Source organism: Cutibacterium sp. KBN10P07758 (assembly GCF_050286205.1).
Taxonomy (GTDB): domain Bacteria; phylum Actinomycetota; class Actinomycetes; order Propionibacteriales; family Propionibacteriaceae; genus Cutibacterium; species Cutibacterium acnes.
Genome location: NZ_JBNNQV010000001.1, coordinates 1009517 through 1033066, shown reverse-complemented (window position 1 = coordinate 1033066; position 23550 = coordinate 1009517). Strand labels below are relative to the sequence as shown.

The following is a 23550-nucleotide window of genomic DNA, read 5'->3' as shown; positions in this document are numbered from 1 at the left end:
AAGCATGCGACCGGGTTCGGGACGTCAGATCTGAAAGCCTGCATCTCCGGTCCCGATGAGCCTCGCTGGATGACCCTCTCCCTCCTGCTGGCAATGAAGCGTTTCAGTAGGAGAAGTTATAAGGAGGAAATCGTGTCCACCGTTTGGCGTCACTTCGCAGCAGTCCCTATCACGGGCCTGCTACTCGCTAGTACAGCCACTATTGCTATGGCCGACACCGTCAACCCGCCCGAGGGCGGAGTTTGGCGATACGGAGGTGGATACTCGGACTATTTTCACGGCTCGAAGAAACATGGCAGTTCAGTTCAAGGGGTCAACTTTGTGCGCTCGCCATGCGTCAAGGCCGGCAGTTGGTCCTATGCTCGCACCGATGCAGCACGGTTCGGGAACAAGGCTTGGTATCGCACCTGCTGACAACCCCATCACAGGCGGCACGCCCTACGGTGGGACGTGCCGCCTGATACCCCTCCACGGTCCGATCAGAAGGAAGCCGCCACAATGATGAGACGGCCCTCACCGGTATCCCTCCCCTACTTTCTGACGGCAGTTGTCGCCGTTCTTATGGCATCATTCCTGTTGGGCGCGGCAGAAACGGTGCTCCCCTCAGCTGGGCACCCCGTCATCGTTCTCGTCGAGGGAACACCAGACCGAAACGTCTCGGCGGTCGACTCGTGGATGTCCACGTATTCGCAACGACAACATGTGGCGGTCGGGCGTTGGCAGGCCGATTTGAACAATCCGGAGTCCTCTCGGGGGCTCTATTTGGTTTCCGCAGCCGGCGGCACTCTCAATCCCTTTCCTAAAGGGTTACCCGAATCTGTCATCGCAAATGATCACCCATATCGCCCACATGGATCAAGATCAGTCCACCGATCGCAGCGGCGAGTACCTCGTCTACGGCAACGCCGCCGATGCCACCACATTCGCCTCCGGAATGAGTGCATTGGGGTTTCGCTCCTCGGTACAAGGCCAGGTGAACCTGGGACTCGTTGCCAGCCATAATCCTGACATCATCAAGGCGTACGGCGGGATGATGGGGGGCATTAGTCGCCCTGGTCATGGCGGCGGTGTTCGCCCGGACTCGGCGTTACGGTATTCTCCGTTTGCACGGTCACTCGTGGCTGCATCATGCCAGCCGAGAAACTCTTCATGCGGTGTCCGTCGCAGCCATAGGCATAGGAGCAACGGCTTTGATCAGTGTGCCGATCCTCGGCTTTTACAACGGTTTAGCTCAATGGATGCGATGGTTTCGCTGGTCAGTCCAGATATGGATACTATCCGTCGCAGTACTCCTCACAGTCGAGATCGTGACGTTGGCCATCGCATGGTCAAGCGCAGAAATCCTGGCTCAGGTCAAGGGTCGAATGACCAGTCTCCCGGTCTTCTCCGCCTCGTATCTGCTTCGCTTTCCGGTGGCCATGTTGGCGATACTGCTGATAGTTTCAGTCACCTCTGCCACACGGGAACTGTGGCGCTATGAAGACCAACAAGCCCAATGGGCCACGGTCGATCGTCACGTGGGGCGGGTCGCACTCCGTGGCATCGGCTCGGCTGTCATCGACGCCGCCAGCGAGAAGCGTATGGTTGACGCAGTCGGCGCATGGCTGAGCGACGTGGACGAACACCACCGTCTCATCGTCGCAAACCTCAGTCCGGTTGACGTTGGTCTTCCTGCACCGATTCAGTTGTTCATCATCAATGACGAATACTGCCAACGTCATCCGGTACCGGCATGCGCTTCCTCCCCAAATGTATCCACCGTCACGGGAACCGTACCTGTATCACTGTCCTCAGTGGAACCCCGCATCCGCCATGCTATTGCCCAACAACTCTCCGCACCAGCAAAGGCCGGCAAGGCAACAATCAAGTGGTCGCGGCAAGAGGGCTCTCACGACTATTTCACCTACGGACCGCAGTCCCCCGAACAGGGTCTGTCGGCAACGATGACCGATCCCGTGATGATCCGCGTCCCCCTCAGGACTATTGTCAGGCGATGACCTCACGACAGCGTTGACTACCGGTGGAATTCTCCTACTCGATCCCAATTCCGAGTCCCGACGTGTCACGTCCAGTCCCTCGCTTGCCAGGGCAGTTGCCAGCATCTCACCTGCAGGGGCATCCACAGCCCAGAAAGCTTCCCAACAACGCCAACAGTTGCTGATCGCGAGCCTCGGCGCGCTCGCCAGCTTACTCACTGTCGTGGCAACGTCGGTGAGCATCACCGGAATGTACAGCACTGTGCACCGGCAACGAAGCTTGGTGCGCAAACTCCATGGGTGGTCGGGGCTCTACATGTTCCGACAAGTTGTCGCATGGGAAACCGGTTTGTGGGGCACCCTGGCCATAGTTATTGCATGGCGATCGGTGACCTCATGGCAGGCTGGACGAACCGAATCCATCGCGGAGGGAAGGCGACCCCATGACCTGCTGTCCTGGGCTTACACCGCACCGTGGGCTTGGGCAGGCACGGCAGGCGTGGGAATCGCGACTCTGAGCATTCTCTCCTATGCAGGTTCTATCGAACATTGAGGACGCGCGAAGCATGACGACAATGAATGGGACGGCAACCATGAACGAGAATAGCCCCGTGTTACGGGTGGAGAACCTCTCCAAGACCTTCGGTTCCAGAACCCTCTGGAAGGGCCATGACTTCCAGGCATCCGGCGGCGAGATAATCGCCCTACGTGGCCCTAGCGGTTGCGGAAAATCGATCCTATTGTCGACAATCGGTCTCCTCATTCGGCCCGACAGCGGCCACATCGTGATCGACGGCACGGACATCCTTACCATCCCGCGTCGACGGCACAAACGCGTCCGCCGTGAGACCATCGGCTACCTCTTTCAGGATTAGGCTCTGCTCGAGAGCGCTACGGTACGCGAAAACCTAGACATCGCGGCGCGCCCAAGACCCTTACTACCCAAGCCCTCCTTCGCATCCGCCTTGGAACGCGTTGGACTGCCCGGGCAGGAACAAACTCCCGTACACACCCTTAGCGGAGGCGAACAGCAGCGTGTCGCCTTGGCTCGATTGCTCCTCAAGCCGAGCCGGATCATCCTGACCGACGAACCCACGGCGTCACTTGACCGGGACAACGAGGACCTGGTCCTAAATCTTCTACAAGATCTCGCCAATGAAGGCAAAGTGATACTTCTCGCCACTCACAGCGGCCGAGTCGCGAGTCGTTGTTCGCGGGTGCTGTCACTGCACCACCATTAACTGCCCAACCGCCTCACGCCAAGGGACAGGAAGACTCGCTCTCAGTATCCTCGACCACGTGCGACCGACTCCGGTGGGCAGGTTCCTAGCCACTGTTAACCGCTGGGCCTGACCCCCGGAAAGCCTCGTACCACCCGACCCAACAACGGTACGCAATCCAGCCTCCATACCACCCACCTCATCAGCTAAACCAACCTCACCAAGAACACGCCACAACCGACGCGAGAAAGGCATCACCGCCGCCCCCCTGTAGCAGCTGACCGACTGCAGCACGGGTATGCATAGGCTGGGCGAAACCAAACCTCTCGCACCGATCAGAGCCTGCTCTTTCATGCTGCAGTTCCGGGAAGTACAACGTCATGACCGCCAACAACTAGAGGTCAACATAAGTTTTCTTCCCGCAACCTAACACCAAATCCATCCCGTGCGATCAGTCACTCCACCACAAGCCCGCAACTATCATTACAGCACGTTTATGCAACTCACAGGCATTGAGGATAGGACACATACCCACCCAACAGAAGCGCCACCGGACATCCTAAACACCCACCCCCAATAAACAGGCAAATTAGGGAGGGATATCATTCATCCCATCGACAACTGGACCGTCGAACAAGTCCGGATGTGGAGAGTTCTTTCTACGGTAGCCCTTCACCCTGACACCCTCTACCGGCCCTAGAAGCCAGAAGAGAGAAACCGCACACATAATAACAGGAGTTGAACAGTTGCACACACAGAAAACAGCCTGGAAGCGCATTAGTGCAGCTATAGCTGCAATACTGGCCATGACAATGGTCGGCTGCGGCACTTCAGATCCTTCAAAGGGAGGAGAATCCAGAGCAGAAGAAGCAAAGACGTCCTTCAGTGTAACCGACAGCTTCGGCCATAAAGTCGATTTTAAGACAAGACCACAGCGAGTATGCCTGTTGTCTGCGACACTACTCAGCATTTGGTATGACTTGGGCGGCACGGCGGCATGCACGCCATCCTTAACTGGAAATGAAAAACTTCAACCAGCCCATGCTGCAGCCATAAAGAAGGTCCCCAAGGTCGGCATGATATATGCTGTCAATTTAGAACGAATACTTGCTACAAACCCAGACCTCGTCATCGCACCTGGAGCCGTAAGCCAGAACGTAACAGACAAACTTTCTTCTCAAGGAATTCCTGTGTTGAACATCAAAACGAGGTCACTGGATGAGGTTCTCCAAACTTATCAAACCCTCGGTAAAGTACTCGGCCACACCAAAGAAGCCAAAAAGCGTTCCTCTCAAATTTCCGCACAGGTCAAGTCCACCGTTAACAAGATGCCAGCAGACGGCAAACGGGTCGCTATTCTGTTCGCAACAGCCACGTCAATATCACTAAAGTTAAACAACAGCATCGCCGGATCAATGGCCAAACTTCTCAAGTTGAAGAACATCGCTTCGTCGGCAATTCCAGATGACCCAAATGCCGAAACTGCCACGCTCAGTGTCGAGAAAATAACTCAGCAACAGCCCGATATCATCATGGTCACCTCAATGGTACAGAACAACGCACTAGCCCGGCAAATAGTGAACAGAGAATTGACCAGCAACCCATCCTGGCAGGCAGTGGATGCCGTACGAAAAAAGAAAATCATTTACCTGCCTCAACAATATTTCCTGTTCAACGGTGGCCCCAACTACCCAGATTCCGTGGCTTACATGGCAGCTTCTGTGCATCCGGAAATCTTTGGAAAACCCATTGAACCATGACAATACCCGCCAAAACAAAAACACTCACATCGACAACGGAGACAACGTCAAGTAACAGCCACCGAAGGCACCACCTCACGGCAATCGTATTCGTCATCCTTGTTGCGATCATGATCGTCAGCGTCATAACAGGGATCGGGTTCGGTTCGATACAGTTGTCACCCTCTGACGTAGTCAAAGGATTGTTCGGTCCGTCCGATTTCCAATGGCATAGGGTGGTATGGGGAGTGAGATTCCCCAGGGTCGTCCTTGCTGCCCTGGTCGGCATGAACCTTGCAACGTCGGGTGTGATTCTTCAAGCCGTGATGAGCAATCCCCTTGCCGATCCGAGCATCATCGGGGTCTCCTCGGGCGCAGGGCTTCTAGGAATAGGCACGCTGCTTATTTTCCCAGAACGAGCAAACCTTGTACCTGTAATGGCGTTCATCGGTGCGATGTTGGCAGCCATGGCAATCTATGCACTCGCATGGAGGGGTGGCGTTCAACCACTGCGAATCATCCTTTCCGGGGTTGCCGTCTCAGCGCTGTGCGGCGCAGGGATCTCCGCTGTCATGGTACTTATGGCCGACAATGTGCAAGGCGCTCTCATGTTCATGAATGGCAGCCTCGCCATGCGCAGTTGGGCCGAGGTGTCCATCATCTGGCCATATACCGTGGTAGGGATCATTGCCGCCGTTGTGCTGTCCCGCAGACTCGACATCATCACTCTGGGTGATCAAGTTGCACAAGGCATGGGAATGAACGTTCAAGCGAATCGCCTTGTCCTCACTGCCGTGGCGGCCCTCCTAGCCGCCAGCACAGTCAGCGCCATCGGGTTGCTCGGGTTCGTCGGTCTCATCGTGCCGCACATCATGCGGCTGATCGTCGGAAATCGCCACGTCATCCTGGTTCCAGCGTGTGTGCTCGCCGGAGCTGCATTAGTTATGCTGAGCGACACATGCAGTCGGGTCATCTTCGATCCTTTCGAGATACCGGTTGGCATCATGCTCACAGCACTGGGGGTTCCCTTCTTTCTTTTCCTCCTCAGAAAGACATTGTGAGATGGGAAATATCATGGAAACACCTATACTTTCCGGCTCCCACTTGAACGTCACCTTGGGCAATCACAAGATTCTCAATGACGTCTCCGTATCATTCCAGGCGGGAGTTATGCACGCCATACTTGGCCCCAACGGTTCTGGGAAGACCACCCTGGTACGCACGTTATGCGGAGCCCTCTCCCCCGAGTCAGGGAGCGTCAAATTCGATGGAACGGATCTATCCACGATGTCCGCATCCTGTATCGCGCGTCGTATTGCGATCGTCTGGCAGAGCGCGACCGCTCCCTCTGACCTCACCGTACGTCACCTCGTTGGCTACGGGAGATATGCCCACACACCGTGGTGGCAGATAAGGGACACCAGCGCCGACAACCATGTGGAACAAGCAATGGAGCTGGCCGATGTCACGTGCTTCGCCGATCGACGCGTCACCACTCTTTCAGGCGGAGAGCGACAGAAAGTGTGGCTGGCGGCGGCCCTGGCACAGGAACCCACTGTCCTTATCCTCGATGAGCCCACAACCTATCTGGATGTCACCCATCAACTGCGAGTCCTCGATCTTGTTCGATCGCTGAACCAGGAACGGGGAATCACCGTCATAGCCGTCATGCATGACCTCACTCAAGCCGCCCGCTATTGCGACAGATGCGCCATTCTTAAAAATGGCCAGCTGACACTCGAAGGACCACCTGACGCGCTATCCTCCGGGCCCATCGAAGAGAACTTCGACATCGAAGCGTGGATTACGACGGATCCCCAAGGCAAGCTCCCAGTCATCCAACCACGTCGCCCCTTGAAGGAAGCACGATGAAAATTACGTTCTTGACTGTGTTCCCCGATCTCGTGAAACATGTTTCCGAAGCAGCCAAGACCATTGATCCAAGCCACGATCTTCTCGAACTGCATTTCTTTAACTCTACCACGAGGCCCACTCCAGAAGAACTTGAGGCACTGACAAGAGCTATTCACGACAGCGATATCGTCGTCCTTGACGCCATGGGTGGTGACCCCCAGTGGATTCGGGCTACACGATTAACTTTGGACGACTTTGATGGGGCAGTCCTTTCTTGGGGAGCCGAGTTTATCGACAAGGTGAGATTAGGATCGTTCTCCATGGCGACAGCCCGCAATGCCATAGAAAAAACTGACAGCCACGCTGACATGAAACACATGCCGCCAGACATGAAGTCGATGCTCGGAAACACGGGAGCCCAAAAGAGCATTAAGGGCATACTGAATAGTGCCAAAAAAATGATTCCTATCATCACAGAAATGGGGTCATCCACAGACTCTGGAGGTGAAATCTCTGGGATAAATCGTGTACATGCCACAGTGAAAGGGATGCGAACCGCACCAAAATTTATGGCCGACGCGAAGAGATTTTCCGCGCTGGGTAAAGCCTTCCACTCGATGCGAGAACCGCAAGCAGATTTTTTCCTTCGCCATCTGCTTCATTTCGACGGCGGTCACCCAGAGGTCGTTGTGCCCACACCACCCGAGGCTCTAGCCCCTGCGAGCGTCGGTGCACCGTGGCCTAGTAGACACTTCTCCACCGTCGAAAAATACCGCCAGGAATGTGACGCTCCACACGGAAGACCCACTGTCGTCCTTCTTTACAGCGGCCTCACATATCCCTACGACAGTAACGATGTCGTACGCGCCTTAATGGATTCGTTACGTAAGGACTGCTGGGTTGTGCCCATCAGCATCGTGGCCGCCGGTGGCGAATCCTTGGAGGCTCTGCGCACACTTCTGAGCGAAGCCGCACCAAAACTTATTATCAGCATGCAGGGCTTCCGCATTGGCGGGGGGCCGATGGGGGGTGATGTTGATTCCAGCACGGCCATGCTCAAATCGATCAATGCCCCGATTATGCATCCCCTCATACTCTCCCGATACACCGAGAAACAATGGAACGAGTCACGACACGGCCTCGGTCAGAGTGAAGCCATGGTCATGCTCATGTTACCCGAAATGGACGGTTGTCTGGCCGAGATACCGATAGCGGCGATGACTGAGCCAGCTCAAAACACGACCACGGGAGTCGTCACATCGGTACTCGTGCCAATCCCAAAGCAAATTGAAAGATTTGCACGACGAGTTCGTGGCCAATTGAGACTATCGACAACTCCGGCTCCTCAGAAACGAATCGCACTCATTGGCTACGATTATCCTGCAGGAGAGGGGAACCTCCTCAACGGAGCCTTTCTGGACGTCAGCGAATCTATGGCGGCAATCATGCGCGAACTGTCGCACCGCGGCTATCAGACCAAGACCCCTAGTGGGCAACAACTTCTCAATGACTTACTGGCCCAAGCCGTAAACTCCCCTGAATATTCGCAGACTGTACGGCCGAAAACTTACCTACGCGCCGATGCCGAACAAGATCTGCCGCACCCCCGTGCGTGGCAAAGTATGGATGAAACACACCCAAGCCCAAGCGACTGCCCTATGACGACTCCTGAGGGCGATTTCATCATCCCCGCAGTCGACTACGGGAACGTCTTGGTCGGTATCCAACCAGGTCGTGGCTCAGTCAAGATGGCTACCACTGACACCCACGACACCACTCGTCCCCCACACCCGCAGTACGCCGGTTTCTACACATGGCTGAGCCAAATCTGGAAACCAGACGTCATCATCCATGTCGGAACACACGGCACCTTGGAATTCCTCCAAGGTAAAGAGAACGCGGTCAGCGCGGAATGCTTCCCCGACATGCTCATCGGTGATATCCCCCACGTGTACATCTATTACTGTGGAAACGCTGCAGAGGGGCTGATTGCGCGTCGTCGCGCACACGCGGTTCTCGTGAGTTATCAACCTCCCGTGATGCAACCCACAAGACTCGACGGTGAGTTGGCAGAACTAGACGATCTCATCTCCGAATACCGACGCAGTGTCACCCTCATGCCCCAAACCAGCGCCGAGTTGTTGGAACAGGTGCACGGACGCGCCACAGCTCTACATCTTCCGACCGATCTCGATGAACTCGAGGTAGAGCTAGCACGGACCAAGCGTTCGCTTGTCCCCATGGGTCTACACGTCTGGGGACAGGCTTATACCCCGCAGGAGGCTCGACTCATGGTGCGCGGAATGGCCGAGCACGGTTCATTTGACGGTGAACTAGCCCCCGCACTCTCCCCTAGCGAGCAGGCCAAGGTCGTCGGCAAGGTGCTGGGAGAGGTTTCAGACTCATCCAACGAAACATCTTTACCCGAAAAATCTGTGGAATCCAAAAACCCCGAAGACGAGGCGCTCACTCAGGGAGTCGGGTACCTGGCGTCTTGGGCACGAAATCTGTACGCGCGGCTACAACACAATGACGAGATAGAAGGTTTATTCCACGCCCTCGAAGGACGTCACGTTGATGCACGCTTAGGTGGCGATCCCATACGTAATCCAGAAGTCTTGCCCTCGGGGCATTCGCTGTACCAGTTCGACTCACGGCGAGTACCCACCCCCATCGCAGTGCGACGAGGGCGTGACATCGCCAACCACGTTTGTTCTGCCTACCGCGCCAGCCATGACGGCGCTGATCCCACCACGATCGCCGTCGTGCTGTGGGGATTGGAGACCACCCGTACCCAAGGTGAAACTTACGCCCAAATCCTGAGCCTTTTAGGAGTGCGGTCTTTGACACCACGACGTCCGAACTCTCCGCACTGGGAAATCATTCCAAGCAATGAACTTGAACGCCCAAGGGTGGATGTCGTCGTCACGATCTGCGGGTTTTTCCGCGACCTCTTCAGCAATCTCATCGATGAGTTAGACGACATTCTTCATGCGGTGGCGGCCCTGGACGAACCAGCTGACATCAATCCCCTCGCTGCCCGAACGCGTCAACAGGCACAAGCCATGCGTCAATCCGGCGAACCCGAAGAACGAATCGAAGCTCTGGCACACGCGCGAATTTTCGGGCCACCTCCAGGCCAATACGGTTCGGGGCTGACCGACATCGTCGATTCTGGACAATGGCAAAGTCCCGAAGACCTTGCCACGGCCTTCACAGCTGCTTCAGGCCACGTCTACACCCGTTATGATCACGGCTCCCATACAGACGGTCTCTATGACTCCCGGCTCAAAGATGTCGACCTCGTGTCGCAGACTCGATCGTCCAACGAGTACGAGATTACCGATCTCGACCACTATTTCGAATACTTAGGGGGATTGGGTAATTCAGTTCGCGCCGCCAAAGGTACATCAATCCCGATCCTTGTGACCGATACCACCCAAGATGAGGTGTACACGACTTCCGTTGGAAGGGCAGCTGCCAAGGGGCTGCGTACTCGCCTCCTCAACAAGGACTGGATGGAAGCCATGCTTGCCCACGGGCACCGTGGGGTCACTGAAATCGAGAAACGAGTCACCAATCTCGTCGGTCTAGCTGCTACGACAGACCAGATCGACGATTGGATGTTCGACGAGGTCTGCGACACCTACATCGATGATCCTGAGATGGTGCAAAGGCTATCGACATTAAATCCGCATTCCCTTGCCAGCATGGCCCAACGCATGGTCGAAGCACACGACAGGTCACTGTGGAACGCTAGCGCCGAGCACCTGGACAAGCTTCACGATCTCACTTTCAAGCTTGATTCCAGTTTGGAAGCTGGAACGCAAGAAATCGACTACCCATGAAGAGGCAGTCTCATAAAACCGAGAAAGGAATACTGATGACAAAAACACTTCCATACTTAGCAGTTACCTGCGCACTCGGGCTTCTCCTTACGGGCTGTTCACAGAGCTCTCAGGGATCGTCTCGTGTTACTCCCAGCGCAGCCCCGGATGCCACCATGACACCGAGTGGAAACGTATCCAAAGATCTCGATGTAAAGACCAAGGTCATCAAGGGGGCAGGACTAGCTATCACCGTAGACAAGGGCAAGCAGCAGGTAACTTTCCAGACTGTCGATCCCAAGACCAAGAAACCAATGAAGGATTGGTACATGTTCAACGAGAAAGCGCAAACGCTTTCTTGGCACAAGTGGGTATCCGCTATGGGTCAAGCCTTTGACTACACATTCTCCTTAACCACGCACAAGATGACCAAGATCAAAGATTTCCACCATAACGACATCACCCCCCAAGTAAAACAGATGGGATTCTGGAAACCAGCTCAAGACTCAACGAGCGATGCCGAAAAGCGTCTCGAAAAATACTTCAAGAATCGTTACGGAATGACCATCAAGCAGGCTGCTTCCGCTTGATGCCTCGTCATTTTCCCTTTGTAGCGATCGTGGGCCAGTCTGAACCCAGATTGGCCCTCACGCTGCTAGCCATCGATCCAATGATCGGTGGGGTCCTCATCACAGGCCCTCTCGGCACGGCCAAATCAACCTGTGCGAGGTCCTTCGTTGACCTCGTTCCAGGGATCGTCGTCCGTGACGTCACGGCAGGCACTACCGTGGACCGATTGATCGGCAGCATGGATCTCGAGGCTGCATTAGCCAGCGGACGGCCCCGTGATCATGTCGGCCTCCTCACCGAAGCCCAGGCTCTGTGCGCCGACGATGTTAACCTCTTTGATGACGCCGTAACAGCTGCCCTCATTGGTCGGCCCGAAGACCTACCCCTCATAGCAACAATGGCCGTAGGGGCGGACACCGTCCATCCCCAGCTCCTCGACCGCTTTGGTCTGTGCGCCGTGACTGTTCCCTGTCGTAACCCAAAGGACCGGGAGCTCATTGTCAATCATCGCCTTACGTTCGACGATGGCCCAGACTCCTTCATTACTACATGCACAGATGCCACCAATGAGGTCGTGAACCGTATTTGTGCTGCTCGAAACAAACTTCCTGACCTGGAATGGACCGACGCTGCACGAAACAAGTTCACAGAGCTCTTGACACAAGCGCATGCTCCCGGACAGCGCGCCGATCTTGGTTTGGCTCGATCGGCGACTGCTTACGCGGCGTGGCGGGGGGACAATAATGTCGTCGTCGAAGACGTCACTGCGGTGGCCGAACTCGTCCTGAGACACCGCCGGCGAAACTTGTCTTCGTCTCAGGCCCCCTCACCGGATCTCAATGATGCTCACTCCCACAGTGGCCCCTCATCGCCGCACGACGGAAACGAGCAACTGGATGAAAAAGGCCACGACGACAGCACGGCAGCTTCCCCGAGGGTCATCGCCCCTGAGGAAACCTTTAACGTACTCACATCCACCCCCGCAGCATATGACCGAACTCAACGTCGGGCCCGGGGACGCCGAATGGTCACCCGATCAGCAGATCTTCGGGGCCATGTGATCAGCTCACAACCGACTAGGCAACCGGTCGATCTGTCACTGCCGGCTACCCTACGAGCAGCTGCCCCTCACCAAAGAGCGCGGCGTGCATCAGGAGAGGGACGTGATGGGTTGTCCGTAGTCGTCAAACGCTCTGACTGGAGACGCAAGGTGCGCGAGAGTCGGACGTCGACTCTCGTCGTATTCATCGTCGACGCAAGTGGATCCATGGGTGCCCGGGGCCGAATGGCAGCCAGCAAGGCAGCAGTCATCGGCCTGCTCCAAGATGCCTACGTAAAACGTGATCGTGTCGCCGTGATCACGTTCTCTGGCAATAACGCTCAAGTGATCGTGCCTGCGACATCGAGTATCGAGCGTGCACAGCGGCTTCTGACGACGATGGCAGTCGGCGGACAGACGCCGCTGGCATCAGGGCTCTCATGCGCTGGAAGACTCATCGAGACAGAGTTGCGACGGGATTCTACCCTTCGCCCCGTCGCCATCGTGGTGACCGATGGTGGCGGTAACGTTGGACTTGACGGTCGGGTGGACCGAACTGCCACCAATCAGGCATCCGATGTCGCACAAACTTTGTCCGACGACACAAGAACCTCGTGGATCATCGTAGATACCTCCGTCAACCGAGTCCATCAAAGGGACTGCGAAGCACTGTCAGGAATTCTTCATGCGCCTCGCATGACCATCGACGATCTGCAATCCGGAGTCTTCATCCCTTTCATTCGATCCACGAGTCGAGCCCTTTCTTATTCTCAGAGAGATTGACATGGAAAAACCTATCTATCCTTTCGCAGCGATCGTTGGTCAGGAGGAGATGAAGCTTAGTCTTATCCTGTGCGCTATATACCCACGCTTATCAGGAGTGCTCATCCAAGGAGACAAGGGAACAGCAAAATCAACAGCCGTCAGAGGAATGGCGCAAATAATGCCTACCATTTCTCAGGTTGACGACGTTTATCATCTAAGCGCTGATGAGCAACATATCTACGGAGATCCTTTAGGGGTTCCAAGCTGCACGAATCTACAGCTTCGGCAAGTTCCAGTAGTGGAGCTACCGGTTGGGGTCACCGAAGACAGGGTTGCCGGGACACTTGACGTAGAAACAGCCTTAGTCCGGGGGCAGCAAAGGTTCCAGCCAGGCCTGCTAGCGTCGGCACACCGAGGAATACTGTACGTCGATGAGGTCAATCTTCTTGACGATCACATCGTCGACATCTTGCTGGATTCTGCAGCTATGGGAGTGAATACCGTTGAACGGGAAGGCATGAGCGTGATCCATCCATCCCGTTTCAGCTTGGTAGGAACGATGAATCCCGAAGAAGGCCAGCTACGTCCACAATTGCTGGATCGGTTCGGACTGTGCGTTACGGTCCAGGGAGAGACCGATCCCGAGGTACGGATGGAGATCGTACAACGTCGACTATCATTCGAAGACGATCCGGATGGATTTATTACAGAATGGTCCTCGCATAGCAGACGATTAGCCGAACGCATCGAAAATGCCATGACCCTAGTCCAATCCGTCGAGATTCCGAAAAATATTCTTTCCACAGCGGTACAGATCTGTCTGGATTCCAACATCGACGGCCATCGAGGCGACATCACCATCATTCACGCCGCAAGAGCCTTAGCAGCGTGGGCGGGACGAGACCGAATTATTCAGGACGATCTCGAAAAAGTCGCCCCCCTGGTCCTCAATCATCGGTTACAATATGCGTCGGGCGTCGCGCGGGCTCCACGCGGATAGACAAGATCAAGTAACAGGACCCCATCAAACACAAAGACCTCGGAGATACAACTAGACGGCACGGAAGGCTCCGGTTTCTTGGGGGTCTGGTGAGTCGGGGCTTGGGTCCCTAACGATATCGGTCCTGCCTGGCTTTTCCAGCATACGTGATAGCCCCCTCAACAACGCCCTACGGGCTAATGGAGTGGAGCCCAACGCGATCACAGCCGAACACTCAGTGATCTTGCTGCGACTGGAGGTCTATAACGGCAGTCACGATTCCTGTCGAGGCGGCCACGGCATGTGACCTGGTCAGTGCTTAATGCTCGATTCTAGCCACATGTGACACTGCGAGTCGAAAACGCCGTCAGCTACCAGAACTACTACGCGGCACTAACCACATACGCAACAACAAATAGGTGGGGCCAAATGACCCCCACCTATCACCGTCGTCAGCACATGCTGATCAACAAATAATCATCACACACCAGTATTAGGCAGTGACCCACTGCTACCGGATATGATCTGACCCGTCTTAGCATCAACCAGGACATCGTGACATTCCCGCTTCGTCGGAGACGCAGCGCTCTTTTTCACCAGAGAAGCAGAATTTTGCTTCGCAGCGGACGCGGAATCCGATTTGTCCCCCAACGAAACAGAGAAGTTATCCATTGAATGGCCCTTCTTATAGAAACCATTCCACACCTGTACGCCGTTCCCAGTCAAAACAACAGACGTCGCAGTAAAACCAGACCCGGATGGAACAACGGAAACATTCGCAAAGTCAACCCTACCTTTAAAGGGTGCCATTCCTCCAGCATTCAAGGTAAGCTTCATAACGCCTTTCCCATTCTTCAAAGAAAGGGACGGATCACTCAGCGATAGATCAAGGAGCCCATGCACCCCCGTAAAGTGAACACCGCCAGAAAAATTGAGATTTCCCGTCTTCGTGGCCCTATCGTAGTTACCCCCACTGAACGGGAAGTTGAACCGAGTCCCATCAGCGGAGGCTCCCCCCGACATCGTCCACTTGCCTTGCATCGGGCCCTTGAGAGCATTGACGAATGAGGTCGAAACCCCCCAGTTCATGCTGCCCTTGCCAACCTTGGCTGGCGTAGAGGTAGGTGACGTAGCCCTCGACGCTCCAGGGACGACCGTGCACACCTGCTTGCGGATAATCTTGTGAGCACCCGCGGACGGAGCCTCACCAGCAGCAGCCTCCGTCGCAGCATCCGACTGTGGCGCCATAATTGTGCTTTGGTCAGGTTTGGGAGCCACCGTCGGCTTCGGCTTAGCACTGGGCTTAGGAGACACTCTCGGCTTTGGTTTAACACTCGGCTTGGGAGCCACCGTCGGCTTTGGCTTAACACTCGGCTTAGGGGTAACACTCGGCTTGGGAGTCACCGTCGGTTCCGGGCGAGAGGATTGAGGCCCAAGCTTCAAGGACGAATCGATGTCATCCATGGGCTTTCCAGCTTGATAGAAACCAGCGAATGCATCGACAGCTTGGCTATTCAGCTTGACATTGGTTCCCACAACCTGAGCTGCATCGTTTTGACCCTGCGTGATAGAGCCGGTCATATCAACGAAAGTTATACGGCCATAGTCAACCGACTGCCCGACCATAGTCTTGGACTTCACGGACATAATCACATGATCATCGCCATTGTTAACGACAATCTCAGGGTCGGCGAGAGTAAGATCCATTCTTCCGCCAACACCGGTAAAATGAACAGAACCGGAGTACTTCACATCTGCCTTCTGCGCAGTGGAACTCAAGCTGCCTTTGCTCACCGGGAATGAAAATGCTTTGCCATTCCAACTTGCGCCGCTACTCGTGGACCACGATCCATGCATCATCATTTTTAGAGCATTCAAAAAATGAGAATTTATGGTCCATTGCATTGCACCCAATGCAACCTGCCGTTGACTCTGGTCTGCATCAGGTTGATCAGCCCAAGCTGGCCCGGTACTCATACCTACACTGGCAGCCACCGCAGCCACAGCCGCAAGCCGAACTACACGAGTAGCACGGCTAACAATACTCACCATCGCGTCTACTCCCTTCTGAGGAGCGGGGGTGGGAAACCTATATTCCCCAAGGATCCTCCGCAACCCACGACGGATGTTCCTTTCCACTCATCCTCCTGGCGTTCCGGCTTCCAGATGAATTAACACATCCAGGTCACGGTTGCGGGACAGCGCCGGAATACTCACCGGCTTCCCCACGAGGATAAGCTCTCAGCATCAGCTGATGGCGTAACTATAACATGGCATATATTCATCACATCGACCCCCTGAACCACTGACGATTTCCTCTCAGCCAAAGCGTTAAGCAAAGAAGCGTCCTCTGGATCGCATACTCTTCCCGGGTACTCATAGGAGATATTTTTGCATCAAGATAGGTCGATTGATGAACGTTAGTGCATGCAAATATTTTCCATCTCCCATATTCCAGGGCTCTTGTTCTCATGTAGCAGTTATCGCACATGTTCATGGAACATATAGATGTTCTTTGTCCGCCTTCGCTACCGCACAACCTTCGTAAAAGTCACCCGACAAACAATAGTCACATTTTTCCTCGTCGCCGATCAAAGCGGAGAGCTCCCCCAATCTGTGACCACACCCGATCGATCTGCGCGGGCAGATCCTCCAGCGGAACGCTGGTATCGATAACGACATCGGCAACTGCCAGACGTTCCTCACGAGAAGCCTGAGCGCGAATCCTCGCCCATGCATCGGCCTGACTGCACCCATCCCTCTCGACAACCCGACGTACCTGCTCAGCCGGATCGACGTCGGTCACCATCACGACATCGAACTCGTCGGCACGCCCAGTTTCGACGAGCAGCGGGATGTCATGGACAACGACCACGAGTCCATCGGCGGCCCGGGCTTCCTCGTCGACCCGATGGGCAGCTTCTTCTACCAGCGGATGAATAATGGCTTCAAGACGGCGACGCGCCTGCAAATCAGCAAACACGATCGACCCCAGAGCCGACCGATTAAGAGAACCATCAGCAACAAGAACCTCACGCCCAAAGGCCTCAACGACCCGAGCAAGCCCTTGCGTCCCCACCGCGACGACATCCCGGGAGAGCCGGTCATAATCGATAATGACAGCTCCACGCTCACCCAGCATCTGCGACACCGTCGACTTACCACTGGCAATACCACCAGTCAGACCCACCCGAACAACACCATCGGCCCCGGCGACCCAACCAGCTCGCGCAACATCCCGCGCCGTCGTCTCATCACCTACCACCGTGCGCCTCATATCCCGTCTCCCCCGGGCACCCTGCCAATTACCGACGCAGATGCTTCACAACCCTGCCACGATCCAACACAACAGTCTCACCACCACAATCGCATTCATGACTAATCTCCACCACAGTGACCCCAGGCAAACATCGCGCCAAATTCACACGAATCTCAGCTGCCAAATCAGGATCCACAGACGCAGTAAACTCATCAAGAATAAGGACCCTCGGCCGCTGCAGAATCACCCTGGCCACTGTTAACCGCTGAGCCTGACCCCCCGAAAGCCTCGTACCAGCCGGCCCAACAACGGTACGCAATCCAGCCTCCATACCACGCACCTCATCAGCTAAACCAACCTCACCAAGAACACGCCACAACTCACCATCACCAGCAGCAGGCACTACCAACCTCAAATTGTCAGCAATAGAAGCATTCAACAACTCCACCCGCTGCGAAACCACCCCAACACACCTACGCAACGAATCAAGAGTGAACGACGACACCGGCTCACCATCCACCAGAACCTGCCCAACATCCGGATCATGATGACGCAACAACAAATTCACCAACGTCGTCTTACCCGAACCCGACGCCCCCGTCACAACGACATGACCCCCAGCCGGAACACCCAAAGTGACATCCTCAAGCACCGCAGGCAACGGCACACCATCCGCGTCACGATAACAAAAACTCACACCCCGCCACTCCAGCGCCGGAGCATGATCCAAACACAATTCCTCCGGCCCATCAACAACTTCCACCGGTGAATAACTCAGACACCACAGACGCCTCGCAGCTGCCAACGAATGATCAAGATACCCGACAGCATCCTCCACACCCCGCAACCCCTCAACAACCCTTAAACCCGCAACCACCAAAACACACACCCCGATACCATCCACACCACCACTCACACCCACAACAGACACCCAAGCGACGATCCCCATCGTGGCGGCCACACAGGAGGCCCGACGCATGGCGGCATAACGGCGGGCTTTGGCGGACCCAGTAGCAATGTCCGCATCGAGACGAGCCATTTGCATAATCCGGTCGGACTGACGGCCATACCCGACGATCTCCGCGGCACCGAAGACCGAGTCCGTGAAGTGAGCAGCCAGTTCGCGTCTCACCCCAAGCATCTCGTGGGTGGCATCCAGACTGGCACGTGTCCCGATGACCAGCAGGGCCACGATGAGGACGACGAGGATAACGGCTGGAATGGCTACCACAAACCATCCGTATAGGACTCCCCCCGTAACCACAGCGACAAGCGGGGCCACGATGGCTGCCACCACGGGAGCGAAGGTGTGAGTATAGACCACCTCGATGCGCTCGACATCGCGAGTAAGACTGGCCAGCACATCGCCAGTACGCGAGTGCGAAACAACTGCCGGAGCCTTGGGCCACAGCTGGGAGAAAGCGTAGGTGCGCAATATCTCCAGGGCTTTGAAAGCCACATAGTGCCCGCTGAACTGCTCCAGATAGTAGGCGAGGGCCTGTACAGCTGCCAGCCCGACAACCCATCCCAACCACGCCCACGCTGACCAGCCGGCGGTAACAACAGCGACCATTCCCCCGGCGGCCATCGCGAACAGACCGATGTCGGCTAGCAGGTGAACAACCCTCATGAGGGCCGAAAAGTACAGCGGTGGGTGCACCGGACGGGTGATACTGGTGAGCCACCTCATGACTTGGCAGGTCGATGGTTCAGTCATGCCCAGTCCTCCGTCTCAGTTCGGTCATCCTCGATGGAATCGACATCGTCAGCCGGTAAGAGCGTGCCTGCGCTGACCCGCTGGACGTCGTGGGCCAGTCTCAACAACCGGCGACGATGTGTCACCATCACGACGGTGGTGTTGTCACTAATCTGCGAGATAGCGTCGATAATGCGGCGCTCGGAATCAACATCGACGTGAGACGTCGGCTCATCAAGCAGCAGGATGTTACGTCCTGACAGGAAAGCCCTGGCTAACGAGATCCGTTGAGCCTGCCCACCCGACATCAATCTTCCTTGCTCCCCCACATCGGAGTCCAGACCCTTCGGCATCGCCTCAACTTCGTCGGCCACGCCAGCTCGTCGTAATGCATCCCACATCTGCTCACGTGTGGCGTTCGGGTTCGCGATCGCAAGGTTGTCTGCCACGGTGCCCGCAAAGAGCCAGGTGCGCTGGTTCACCGAAGCACTAATACTCCTGATTGCCCCCGGTGCAGCTGTTAAGGCGTCGAGACCACTGACATAGACCTCCCCGCTCTTAGGAGGCAGAGTTCCGCTAAGGACAGAAAGCAACGTCGACTTGCCAGCCCCAGAACGGCCAATGATGGCGGTACGACCACCGTGGGTAATATCGAGGCTGACCCCGTGCAGGACCTCGGTTTCACTGTATCCGACGCTGACGTTACGCAGCCAAATAGTTCCGTCCTCTGGCACAGGGACATGAGCTGACCGCTGCGGTGTCGGCGTCGAGGATGCGGAATCCGAAGTCATTAGCGCTGACGGAGCCGCGTCGAACCACTTTCTCAGTGCCTTCTGAGAGGCGATACCCCCCATACCGATGTAGAAGAAAGCAGCGACCTGGTGCAGCGGTTCCAGCAGCAGCACCGACAGCAGCACGATGGTAATCGCCGAAGTCGCCGAAATATCGCCACCCTGCCACCTCGTCGTGGCCAAACCCGCAGCCATAGCGATGAAGAGCAGGGAGAACAGACCATCAACGACAACAATGACGATCTGATTGCCAGCCAATAGCTTCATGATGGTCCCGCGGTTAGTCTCACCTCGTCGACGCAGATCGTCCTCCACTCGCTGTCCCGCACCCAGCATTCGGATGAGGACGAGATTTGACAGAGCATCCAAGTAGCGAGCAGTAAGGCGGGCACGCTCACGACGAGAATCTGACGATCGCTTGCGAAACAGCTTGACGAATCCACCAATCAGCGTCGGAATGAGGGGGCAGGCTAGTAACACGACCAGGCCGGTGAACCAGTCCAAACCGACGAGGATGACCAGACACACCAACACCGGAGTGGCCAGGGCCGCAAGGATGTCAGGGAGAAAAACTTGACGATACTCACTGACCCGCTCAACATTATCGGTAGCTAAGGTAATGACTCGTTCCCCCTCGTCTGCGGCAGGCGGGCCAGTGAGGGATCGACGGTAAAGAACATCGAGAACCTTGGCGTGCAGAGCTGCCTCCTCAGCACGGGCGTGACGGCCCGACATCGACACCGCAGCCCCAGCCGCAACAGCCGCCACCACCCCACCGATGCCCATCGCCCAGTACCAGCCAGGAGCCGGGGCGAAATCCTCGAAACGACCACCGATAATTTGGCCTACTGCGACGAGGAAAAGGCAAGTAGCGACGACCTCCACAATATGAACGGCAGCCACACGTCGGGCTCGCGAACCCGACTGTGGCGACATCACCGATACTGAACCCGACATGGCTACCTTCGCTCATCGTGGCTGGCGGTTCGAGCGCGTCTCGGCAGGATGACGAGCTCCCCTCCCGGCAAGGCGACGACCTCGATGGGCCATCGATACACCGTGGTGAGATTATCCTCGGTGAGCACCTCCACAGCTGGCCCCACGGCCAGTATTTTTCCTCCGGACAACAAAGCGATCCGGTCGCAGCACGCTGCCGCCAACGCCACGTCGTGCATGACGGCAACGACCGCGCACCCCGCATCGGCCAATTCGTGACAGATCGCCATAGTGCGTTCCTGATGACAGATATCGAGGGCAGCAGTCGGCTCATCAAGGAAAACACAGGGTGCCTGCTGGGCAAGCACCCTGGCCAACGTCACCCGGGCGCGTTCGCCACCTGACAGACGCGTCACCTCTCGATCGACAAGGTCAGTGACCTCGGTACGTTCCATCGCCCTATCGACGATGACGGCGTCGTCAGGGCCGCGTGGATGTGGGGATCGTCCCATCATGACAATGTCGTGAACGAGATAGGAGAAAGGGAACTCGCTGAACTGGGGCATCACTGAGCGACGCAGCGCCAGCTGGGGACGAGAGAGCTTTTGAAGAGGCGCTCCGTCGAGTTCAACCGTTCCCTGCCAACCCTCAAGGTCACCACAGAGCACGCTCAGTAGGGTGGATTTACCCGCGCCGTTCGGCCCCAGCAAACCGACGAATTCACCTGCTTGGACGTCGAGGTTGATCCCGTCGAGGATCCTTCGCTCCCCGTAACAAAAGGTCACGTCCCGCGCACGGATCATCCCAGGGCCTTCTCACCACCCATGCCTCGTCTCAACAATATGAAGAAAGTAGGACCGCCAACGATGGCAGTAAAGATGCCAATGGGCAGATCGGCGTAGGGCACCACAGTTCGAGCAGCGATGTCGGACAGTGTGACCAACAGACAACCTCCCAACAAGGCAGACGGGATGAGCCATTTGTTGGCTGGCCCGATGAGCAGCCTCAAAACATGCGGCACTATGAGCCCCACAAATGTGATAACTCCGGCATAAGCCACCGCCGCCGAAGTTAGCAGTGCTGTCAAAGCTATCGATGACAACCGTAACCGATTGACGTTGACTCCCAAGTGCCCTGCAGCCCTCTCACCCAAGGCCAGAGTGTCGAGCTTGCCAGCAATAAGGATGGCCCAGACAATCCCGACACTGGCTACCGTCCCGACCGTTGCCACGTGACTCCAGGTTGTCCCGCTCAGGGATCCCATCTGCCAGAAGACAATTTGGTCCCGGGCGGTAGTCGGCGCAACATAAGTGGATATTGAGGTGATAGCCGAACACACGGCCGTCACCGCGATGCCAGTCAGAACTAGGGTCGTCGACTCAGCTCGTCGTCCGGACCGCGCCATAATGTAGACCGAACTGGCCGCAAGCAGTCCGGACACAAATGCCGCTGCCGGCACCCCGAACCCGGACAAAAAATTGGGGGCGACCACAATCATGATCGATGCCCCCACAGCCGCCCCCGATGACACGCCAATGACACCGGGTTCAGCGAGCGGATTGGAAAACAGCGCCTGCATGACGGCTCCGGCCACAGCAAGACTAGCCCCCACTAGCAGGCCAAGAACAATGCGCGGAAAGCGGATCTGCCACAGCACCGACTCGGCCATGGCGTCAGTGGCCGACCTCCCGAAAACGATTTTGATGACGTCGGCGGCCTCGACGCGGTACTGACCAACCATCGCTGACAACAGCACTAAACCACATACGATGATGACGAGGCAGATGGTGGAGATAACGCGAACCCGAGTCCGTCGCTCAATCCCAGAACGCTGGACAACCGGCTGTGACAGGGCGCTCATTTGACTCCGTACAAAGCCTTGGCCACAGCGGTCAGGACCTCCCCGGTTTGGGGCCCGAAAGACAGCGAGATTCCATCAGGAATGGAAATAACCCGTTGCTTGCGCCCTGCGGTGGTGTTAGCGACGCCAGCTCTAGCCAGCAGTCCCTTCATCCCCCCGGTGGAAGCAAGCCCATCCCTCATGACGAAGATCGCATCCGGGTTGATGGAGACCAGGGATTCGGCGTTGGCAGGTACGAGGGTCGTTATGCCTTTGTCGGAGGCGACGTCATCGGCACCCACCCCCTGGATAAGCTCGCTGGCCCCGTTCTCAGAACCAAGAATGAAGAAAACGCCAGCATTTCCGCGAACGTAGAGGAAAGCGACTCGCATCGGCTTGGCAGGTTTCCATGCTGCTATCTGCTTTTTGGCCTGGTCGATCTGCTCTTGGGTACGTTTCACCAGGGCTTCGCCTGCATCAGGCTTTCCGACGGCATCGGCAATAGTGCGAATAAGCTGAGGAGTGGAGCCGACACTGCGGTGGGGATCTACGAGCACCACCGGAATCCCGGATTTACGGAGCTGATCGAGGGCCTCCTTCGGACCCACGCTGCGGTCGGCGATGATGACCGACGGTTTCAGACCTGCGACGGCCTCGACGTTAAGAACGTGTCCGTTTTCTGTCACCACGGGGCGGTCATGCAACTGCTTTTCAGTGGAGGAAACAGTGCGCCCGACGATCTTGTCGCCCAATCCAAGTCCAATGAGGGTGCGTGACAAGGTGCCGTAGAGGTCAAGAGCGAGAATTCTCGAGGTGCTTTTGATCGTCACCTTGTTCCCCTCGACGTCAGTGACGGTCACTGGAAGTTTTTGGGCAGACGACCCCTCGACTGGCTTCGGATCAGGTAGTTCTGGCACTTCCGTGAGACCGCGAAGGGTGTGCGGGTCAGGCAAATCCCGCGCTGCCTGTGAAGTGGCTGATGCCGCCCTCGTCGACGATGTCGCGACGGACGGTACCGGCGTGGAGGATGTGGCAGGACCTTGGGAGGTCGAGGAGGAA

General features: G+C 56.4%; 20 protein-coding genes and 1 pseudogene. 12 read left to right on the top strand and 9 right to left on the bottom strand.

What is annotated here, in order from left to right; genetic code table 11:
- Positions 1-132: 132 nt before the first annotated feature.
- From ACOYO3_RS05085 to ACOYO3_RS05065, 5 genes and pseudogenes are all read left to right on the top strand, one after another.
- Entirely contained in the window at positions 133-414 is a 282-nt protein-coding gene (locus ACOYO3_RS05085) for a lactococcin 972 family bacteriocin (RefSeq protein ID WP_427305795.1), read from the top strand.
- 84 nt (positions 415-498) lie between these two features.
- A complete protein-coding gene (locus ACOYO3_RS05080) occupies positions 499-1002 on the top strand; it encodes a hypothetical protein (protein ID WP_002525047.1) in 504 nt (167 codons plus the stop codon).
- Between the two features lie 56 nt (positions 1003-1058).
- The gene (locus tag ACOYO3_RS05075) at positions 1059-1997 is read left to right on the top strand and encodes a hypothetical protein (RefSeq protein ID WP_002519099.1); all 939 of its coding nucleotides are present in this window, start codon (positions 1059-1061) and stop codon (positions 1995-1997) included.
- Between the two features lie 262 nt (positions 1998-2259).
- Positions 2260-2529 carry a hypothetical protein gene (locus tag ACOYO3_RS05070; protein WP_002515633.1) on the top strand — a complete coding sequence of 90 codons (270 nt, stop codon included), beginning with the start codon at positions 2260-2262 and terminating at the stop codon, positions 2527-2529.
- Positions 2507-3217: pseudogene (locus tag ACOYO3_RS05065) on the top strand (ATP-binding cassette domain-containing protein). The gene ACOYO3_RS05070 and the pseudogene ACOYO3_RS05065 overlap by 23 nt, the downstream one beginning before the upstream one ends.
- On the opposite strand, the gene ACOYO3_RS05060 reads toward ACOYO3_RS05065, so the two are convergent.
- Positions 3200-3451, bottom strand: a complete 252-nt coding sequence (locus tag ACOYO3_RS05060) for a hypothetical protein (RefSeq protein WP_002525611.1) — start codon at positions 3449-3451, stop codon at positions 3200-3202. The pseudogene ACOYO3_RS05065 and the gene ACOYO3_RS05060 sit on opposite strands and share 18 nt — an antisense overlap.
- 334 nt (positions 3452-3785) lie before the next feature.
- Entirely contained in the window at positions 3786-4025 is a 240-nt protein-coding gene (locus ACOYO3_RS05055) for a hypothetical protein (protein ID WP_002522413.1), read from the bottom strand.
- On the opposite strand from ACOYO3_RS05055, the gene ACOYO3_RS05050 reads away from it, so the two are divergent.
- The 7 genes from ACOYO3_RS05050 to ACOYO3_RS05020 all read left to right on the top strand — a co-directional run bounded on the left by ACOYO3_RS05050 (position 4003) and on the right by ACOYO3_RS05020 (position 13990).
- Complete coding sequence (locus tag ACOYO3_RS05050) at positions 4003-4956, top strand: ABC transporter substrate-binding protein (RefSeq protein ID WP_328593222.1); 954 nt, start codon at positions 4003-4005, stop codon at positions 4954-4956. The two genes, ACOYO3_RS05055 and ACOYO3_RS05050, sit on opposite strands and share 23 nt — an antisense overlap.
- Positions 4953-5996, top strand: a complete 1044-nt coding sequence (locus ACOYO3_RS05045) for a FecCD family ABC transporter permease (protein WP_427305794.1) — start codon at positions 4953-4955, stop codon at positions 5994-5996. The genes ACOYO3_RS05050 and ACOYO3_RS05045 overlap by 4 nt, the downstream gene beginning before the upstream one ends.
- A gap of 1 nt (position 5997) precedes the next feature.
- Positions 5998-6807, top strand: coding sequence for an ABC transporter ATP-binding protein (locus ACOYO3_RS05040; RefSeq protein ID WP_002519105.1), 810 nt, complete (start codon positions 5998-6000; stop codon positions 6805-6807).
- Complete coding sequence (locus ACOYO3_RS05035) at positions 6804-10637, top strand: cobaltochelatase subunit CobN (RefSeq protein WP_427305793.1); 3834 nt, start codon at positions 6804-6806, stop codon at positions 10635-10637. The genes ACOYO3_RS05040 and ACOYO3_RS05035 overlap by 4 nt, the downstream gene beginning before the upstream one ends.
- Positions 10638-10792: 155 nt before the next feature.
- Positions 10793-11206, top strand: coding sequence for a hypothetical protein (locus ACOYO3_RS05030; RefSeq protein WP_002515041.1), 414 nt, complete (start codon positions 10793-10795; stop codon positions 11204-11206).
- A complete protein-coding gene (locus ACOYO3_RS05025; RefSeq protein WP_427305792.1) occupies positions 11206-13008 on the top strand; it encodes a VWA domain-containing protein in 1803 nt (600 codons plus the stop codon). The genes ACOYO3_RS05030 and ACOYO3_RS05025 overlap by 1 nt, the downstream gene beginning before the upstream one ends.
- A gap of 1 nt (position 13009) precedes the next feature.
- The gene (locus ACOYO3_RS05020) at positions 13010-13990 is read left to right on the top strand and encodes an ATP-binding protein (protein WP_002515047.1); all 981 of its coding nucleotides are present in this window, start codon (positions 13010-13012) and stop codon (positions 13988-13990) included.
- Positions 13991-14449: 459 nt separating this feature from the next.
- On the opposite strand, the gene ACOYO3_RS05015 is transcribed toward ACOYO3_RS05020, so the two are convergent.
- The 7 genes from ACOYO3_RS05015 to ACOYO3_RS04985 form a co-directional block, all read right to left on the bottom strand.
- On the bottom strand, positions 14450-16108 hold the full coding sequence (locus ACOYO3_RS05015) for an HtaA domain-containing protein (protein WP_193371710.1): 1659 nt from the start codon (positions 16106-16108) through the stop codon (positions 14450-14452).
- Positions 16109-16538: 430 nt separating this feature from the next.
- Positions 16539-17246 (bottom strand): dephospho-CoA kinase, encoded by a 708-nt coding sequence (gene coaE, locus ACOYO3_RS05010; protein ID WP_002519108.1) that lies wholly within the window; start codon positions 17244-17246, stop codon positions 16539-16541.
- Positions 17247-17274: 28 nt separating this feature from the next.
- Entirely contained in the window at positions 17275-18918 is a 1644-nt protein-coding gene (locus ACOYO3_RS05005; RefSeq protein ID WP_002520400.1) for an amino acid ABC transporter ATP-binding/permease protein, read from the bottom strand.
- A gap of 23 nt (positions 18919-18941) precedes the next feature.
- On the bottom strand, positions 18942-20672 hold the full coding sequence (locus ACOYO3_RS05000) for an ABC transporter ATP-binding protein/permease (protein ID WP_427305791.1): 1731 nt from the start codon (positions 20670-20672) through the stop codon (positions 18942-18944).
- Between the two features lie 2 nt (positions 20673-20674).
- Positions 20675-21454, bottom strand: a complete 780-nt coding sequence (locus tag ACOYO3_RS04995; RefSeq protein WP_002516170.1) for a heme ABC transporter ATP-binding protein — start codon at positions 21452-21454, stop codon at positions 20675-20677.
- The gene (locus tag ACOYO3_RS04990) at positions 21451-22512 is read right to left on the bottom strand and encodes a FecCD family ABC transporter permease (RefSeq protein WP_002516169.1); all 1062 of its coding nucleotides are present in this window, start codon (positions 22510-22512) and stop codon (positions 21451-21453) included. The genes ACOYO3_RS04995 and ACOYO3_RS04990 overlap by 4 nt, the downstream gene beginning before the upstream one ends.
- Positions 22509-23351 (bottom strand): heme/hemin ABC transporter substrate-binding protein, encoded by an 843-nt coding sequence (locus tag ACOYO3_RS04985; protein WP_002519111.1) that lies wholly within the window; start codon positions 23349-23351, stop codon positions 22509-22511. Before ACOYO3_RS04985 ends, ACOYO3_RS04990 begins: the two co-directional genes overlap by 4 nt.
- Positions 23352-23550 lie beyond the last annotated feature (199 nt).

What these genes read in the sequence shown, in the direction of transcription:
- ACOYO3_RS04995 (WP_002516170.1), bottom strand. Translation starts at nt 21,454, where the DNA reads ATGATCCGTGCGCGGGACGTGACCTTTTGTTACGGGGAGCGAAGGATC.
- ACOYO3_RS05040 (WP_002519105.1), top strand. Translation starts at nt 5,998, where the DNA reads ATGGGAAATATCATGGAAACACCTATACTTTCCGGCTCCCACTTGAAC.
- ACOYO3_RS05045 (WP_427305794.1), top strand. Translation starts at nt 4,953, where the DNA reads ATGACAATACCCGCCAAAACAAAAACACTCACATCGACAACGGAGACA.
- ACOYO3_RS05050 (WP_328593222.1), top strand. Translation starts at nt 4,003, where the DNA reads ATGACAATGGTCGGCTGCGGCACTTCAGATCCTTCAAAGGGAGGAGAA.
- ACOYO3_RS04990 (WP_002516169.1), bottom strand. Translation starts at nt 22,512, where the DNA reads ATGAGCGCCCTGTCACAGCCGGTTGTCCAGCGTTCTGGGATTGAGCGA.
- ACOYO3_RS05075 (WP_002519099.1), top strand. Translation starts at nt 1,059, where the DNA reads ATGGCGGCGGTGTTCGCCCGGACTCGGCGTTACGGTATTCTCCGTTTG.
- ACOYO3_RS05060 (WP_002525611.1), bottom strand. Translation starts at nt 3,451, where the DNA reads ATGCCTTTCTCGCGTCGGTTGTGGCGTGTTCTTGGTGAGGTTGGTTTA.
- ACOYO3_RS05020 (WP_002515047.1), top strand. Translation starts at nt 13,010, where the DNA reads ATGGAAAAACCTATCTATCCTTTCGCAGCGATCGTTGGTCAGGAGGAG.
- ACOYO3_RS05080 (WP_002525047.1), top strand. Translation starts at nt 499, where the DNA reads ATGATGAGACGGCCCTCACCGGTATCCCTCCCCTACTTTCTGACGGCA.
- ACOYO3_RS05000 (WP_427305791.1), bottom strand. Translation starts at nt 20,672, where the DNA reads ATGTCGGGTTCAGTATCGGTGATGTCGCCACAGTCGGGTTCGCGAGCC.
- ACOYO3_RS05035 (WP_427305793.1), top strand. Translation starts at nt 6,804, where the DNA reads ATGAAAATTACGTTCTTGACTGTGTTCCCCGATCTCGTGAAACATGTT.
- ACOYO3_RS05030 (WP_002515041.1), top strand. Translation starts at nt 10,793, where the DNA reads ATGACACCGAGTGGAAACGTATCCAAAGATCTCGATGTAAAGACCAAG.
- coaE (WP_002519108.1), bottom strand. Translation starts at nt 17,246, where the DNA reads ATGAGGCGCACGGTGGTAGGTGATGAGACGACGGCGCGGGATGTTGCG.
- ACOYO3_RS05025 (WP_427305792.1), top strand. Translation starts at nt 11,206, where the DNA reads ATGCCTCGTCATTTTCCCTTTGTAGCGATCGTGGGCCAGTCTGAACCC.
- ACOYO3_RS05005 (WP_002520400.1), bottom strand. Translation starts at nt 18,918, where the DNA reads ATGAGGTGGCTCACCAGTATCACCCGTCCGGTGCACCCACCGCTGTAC.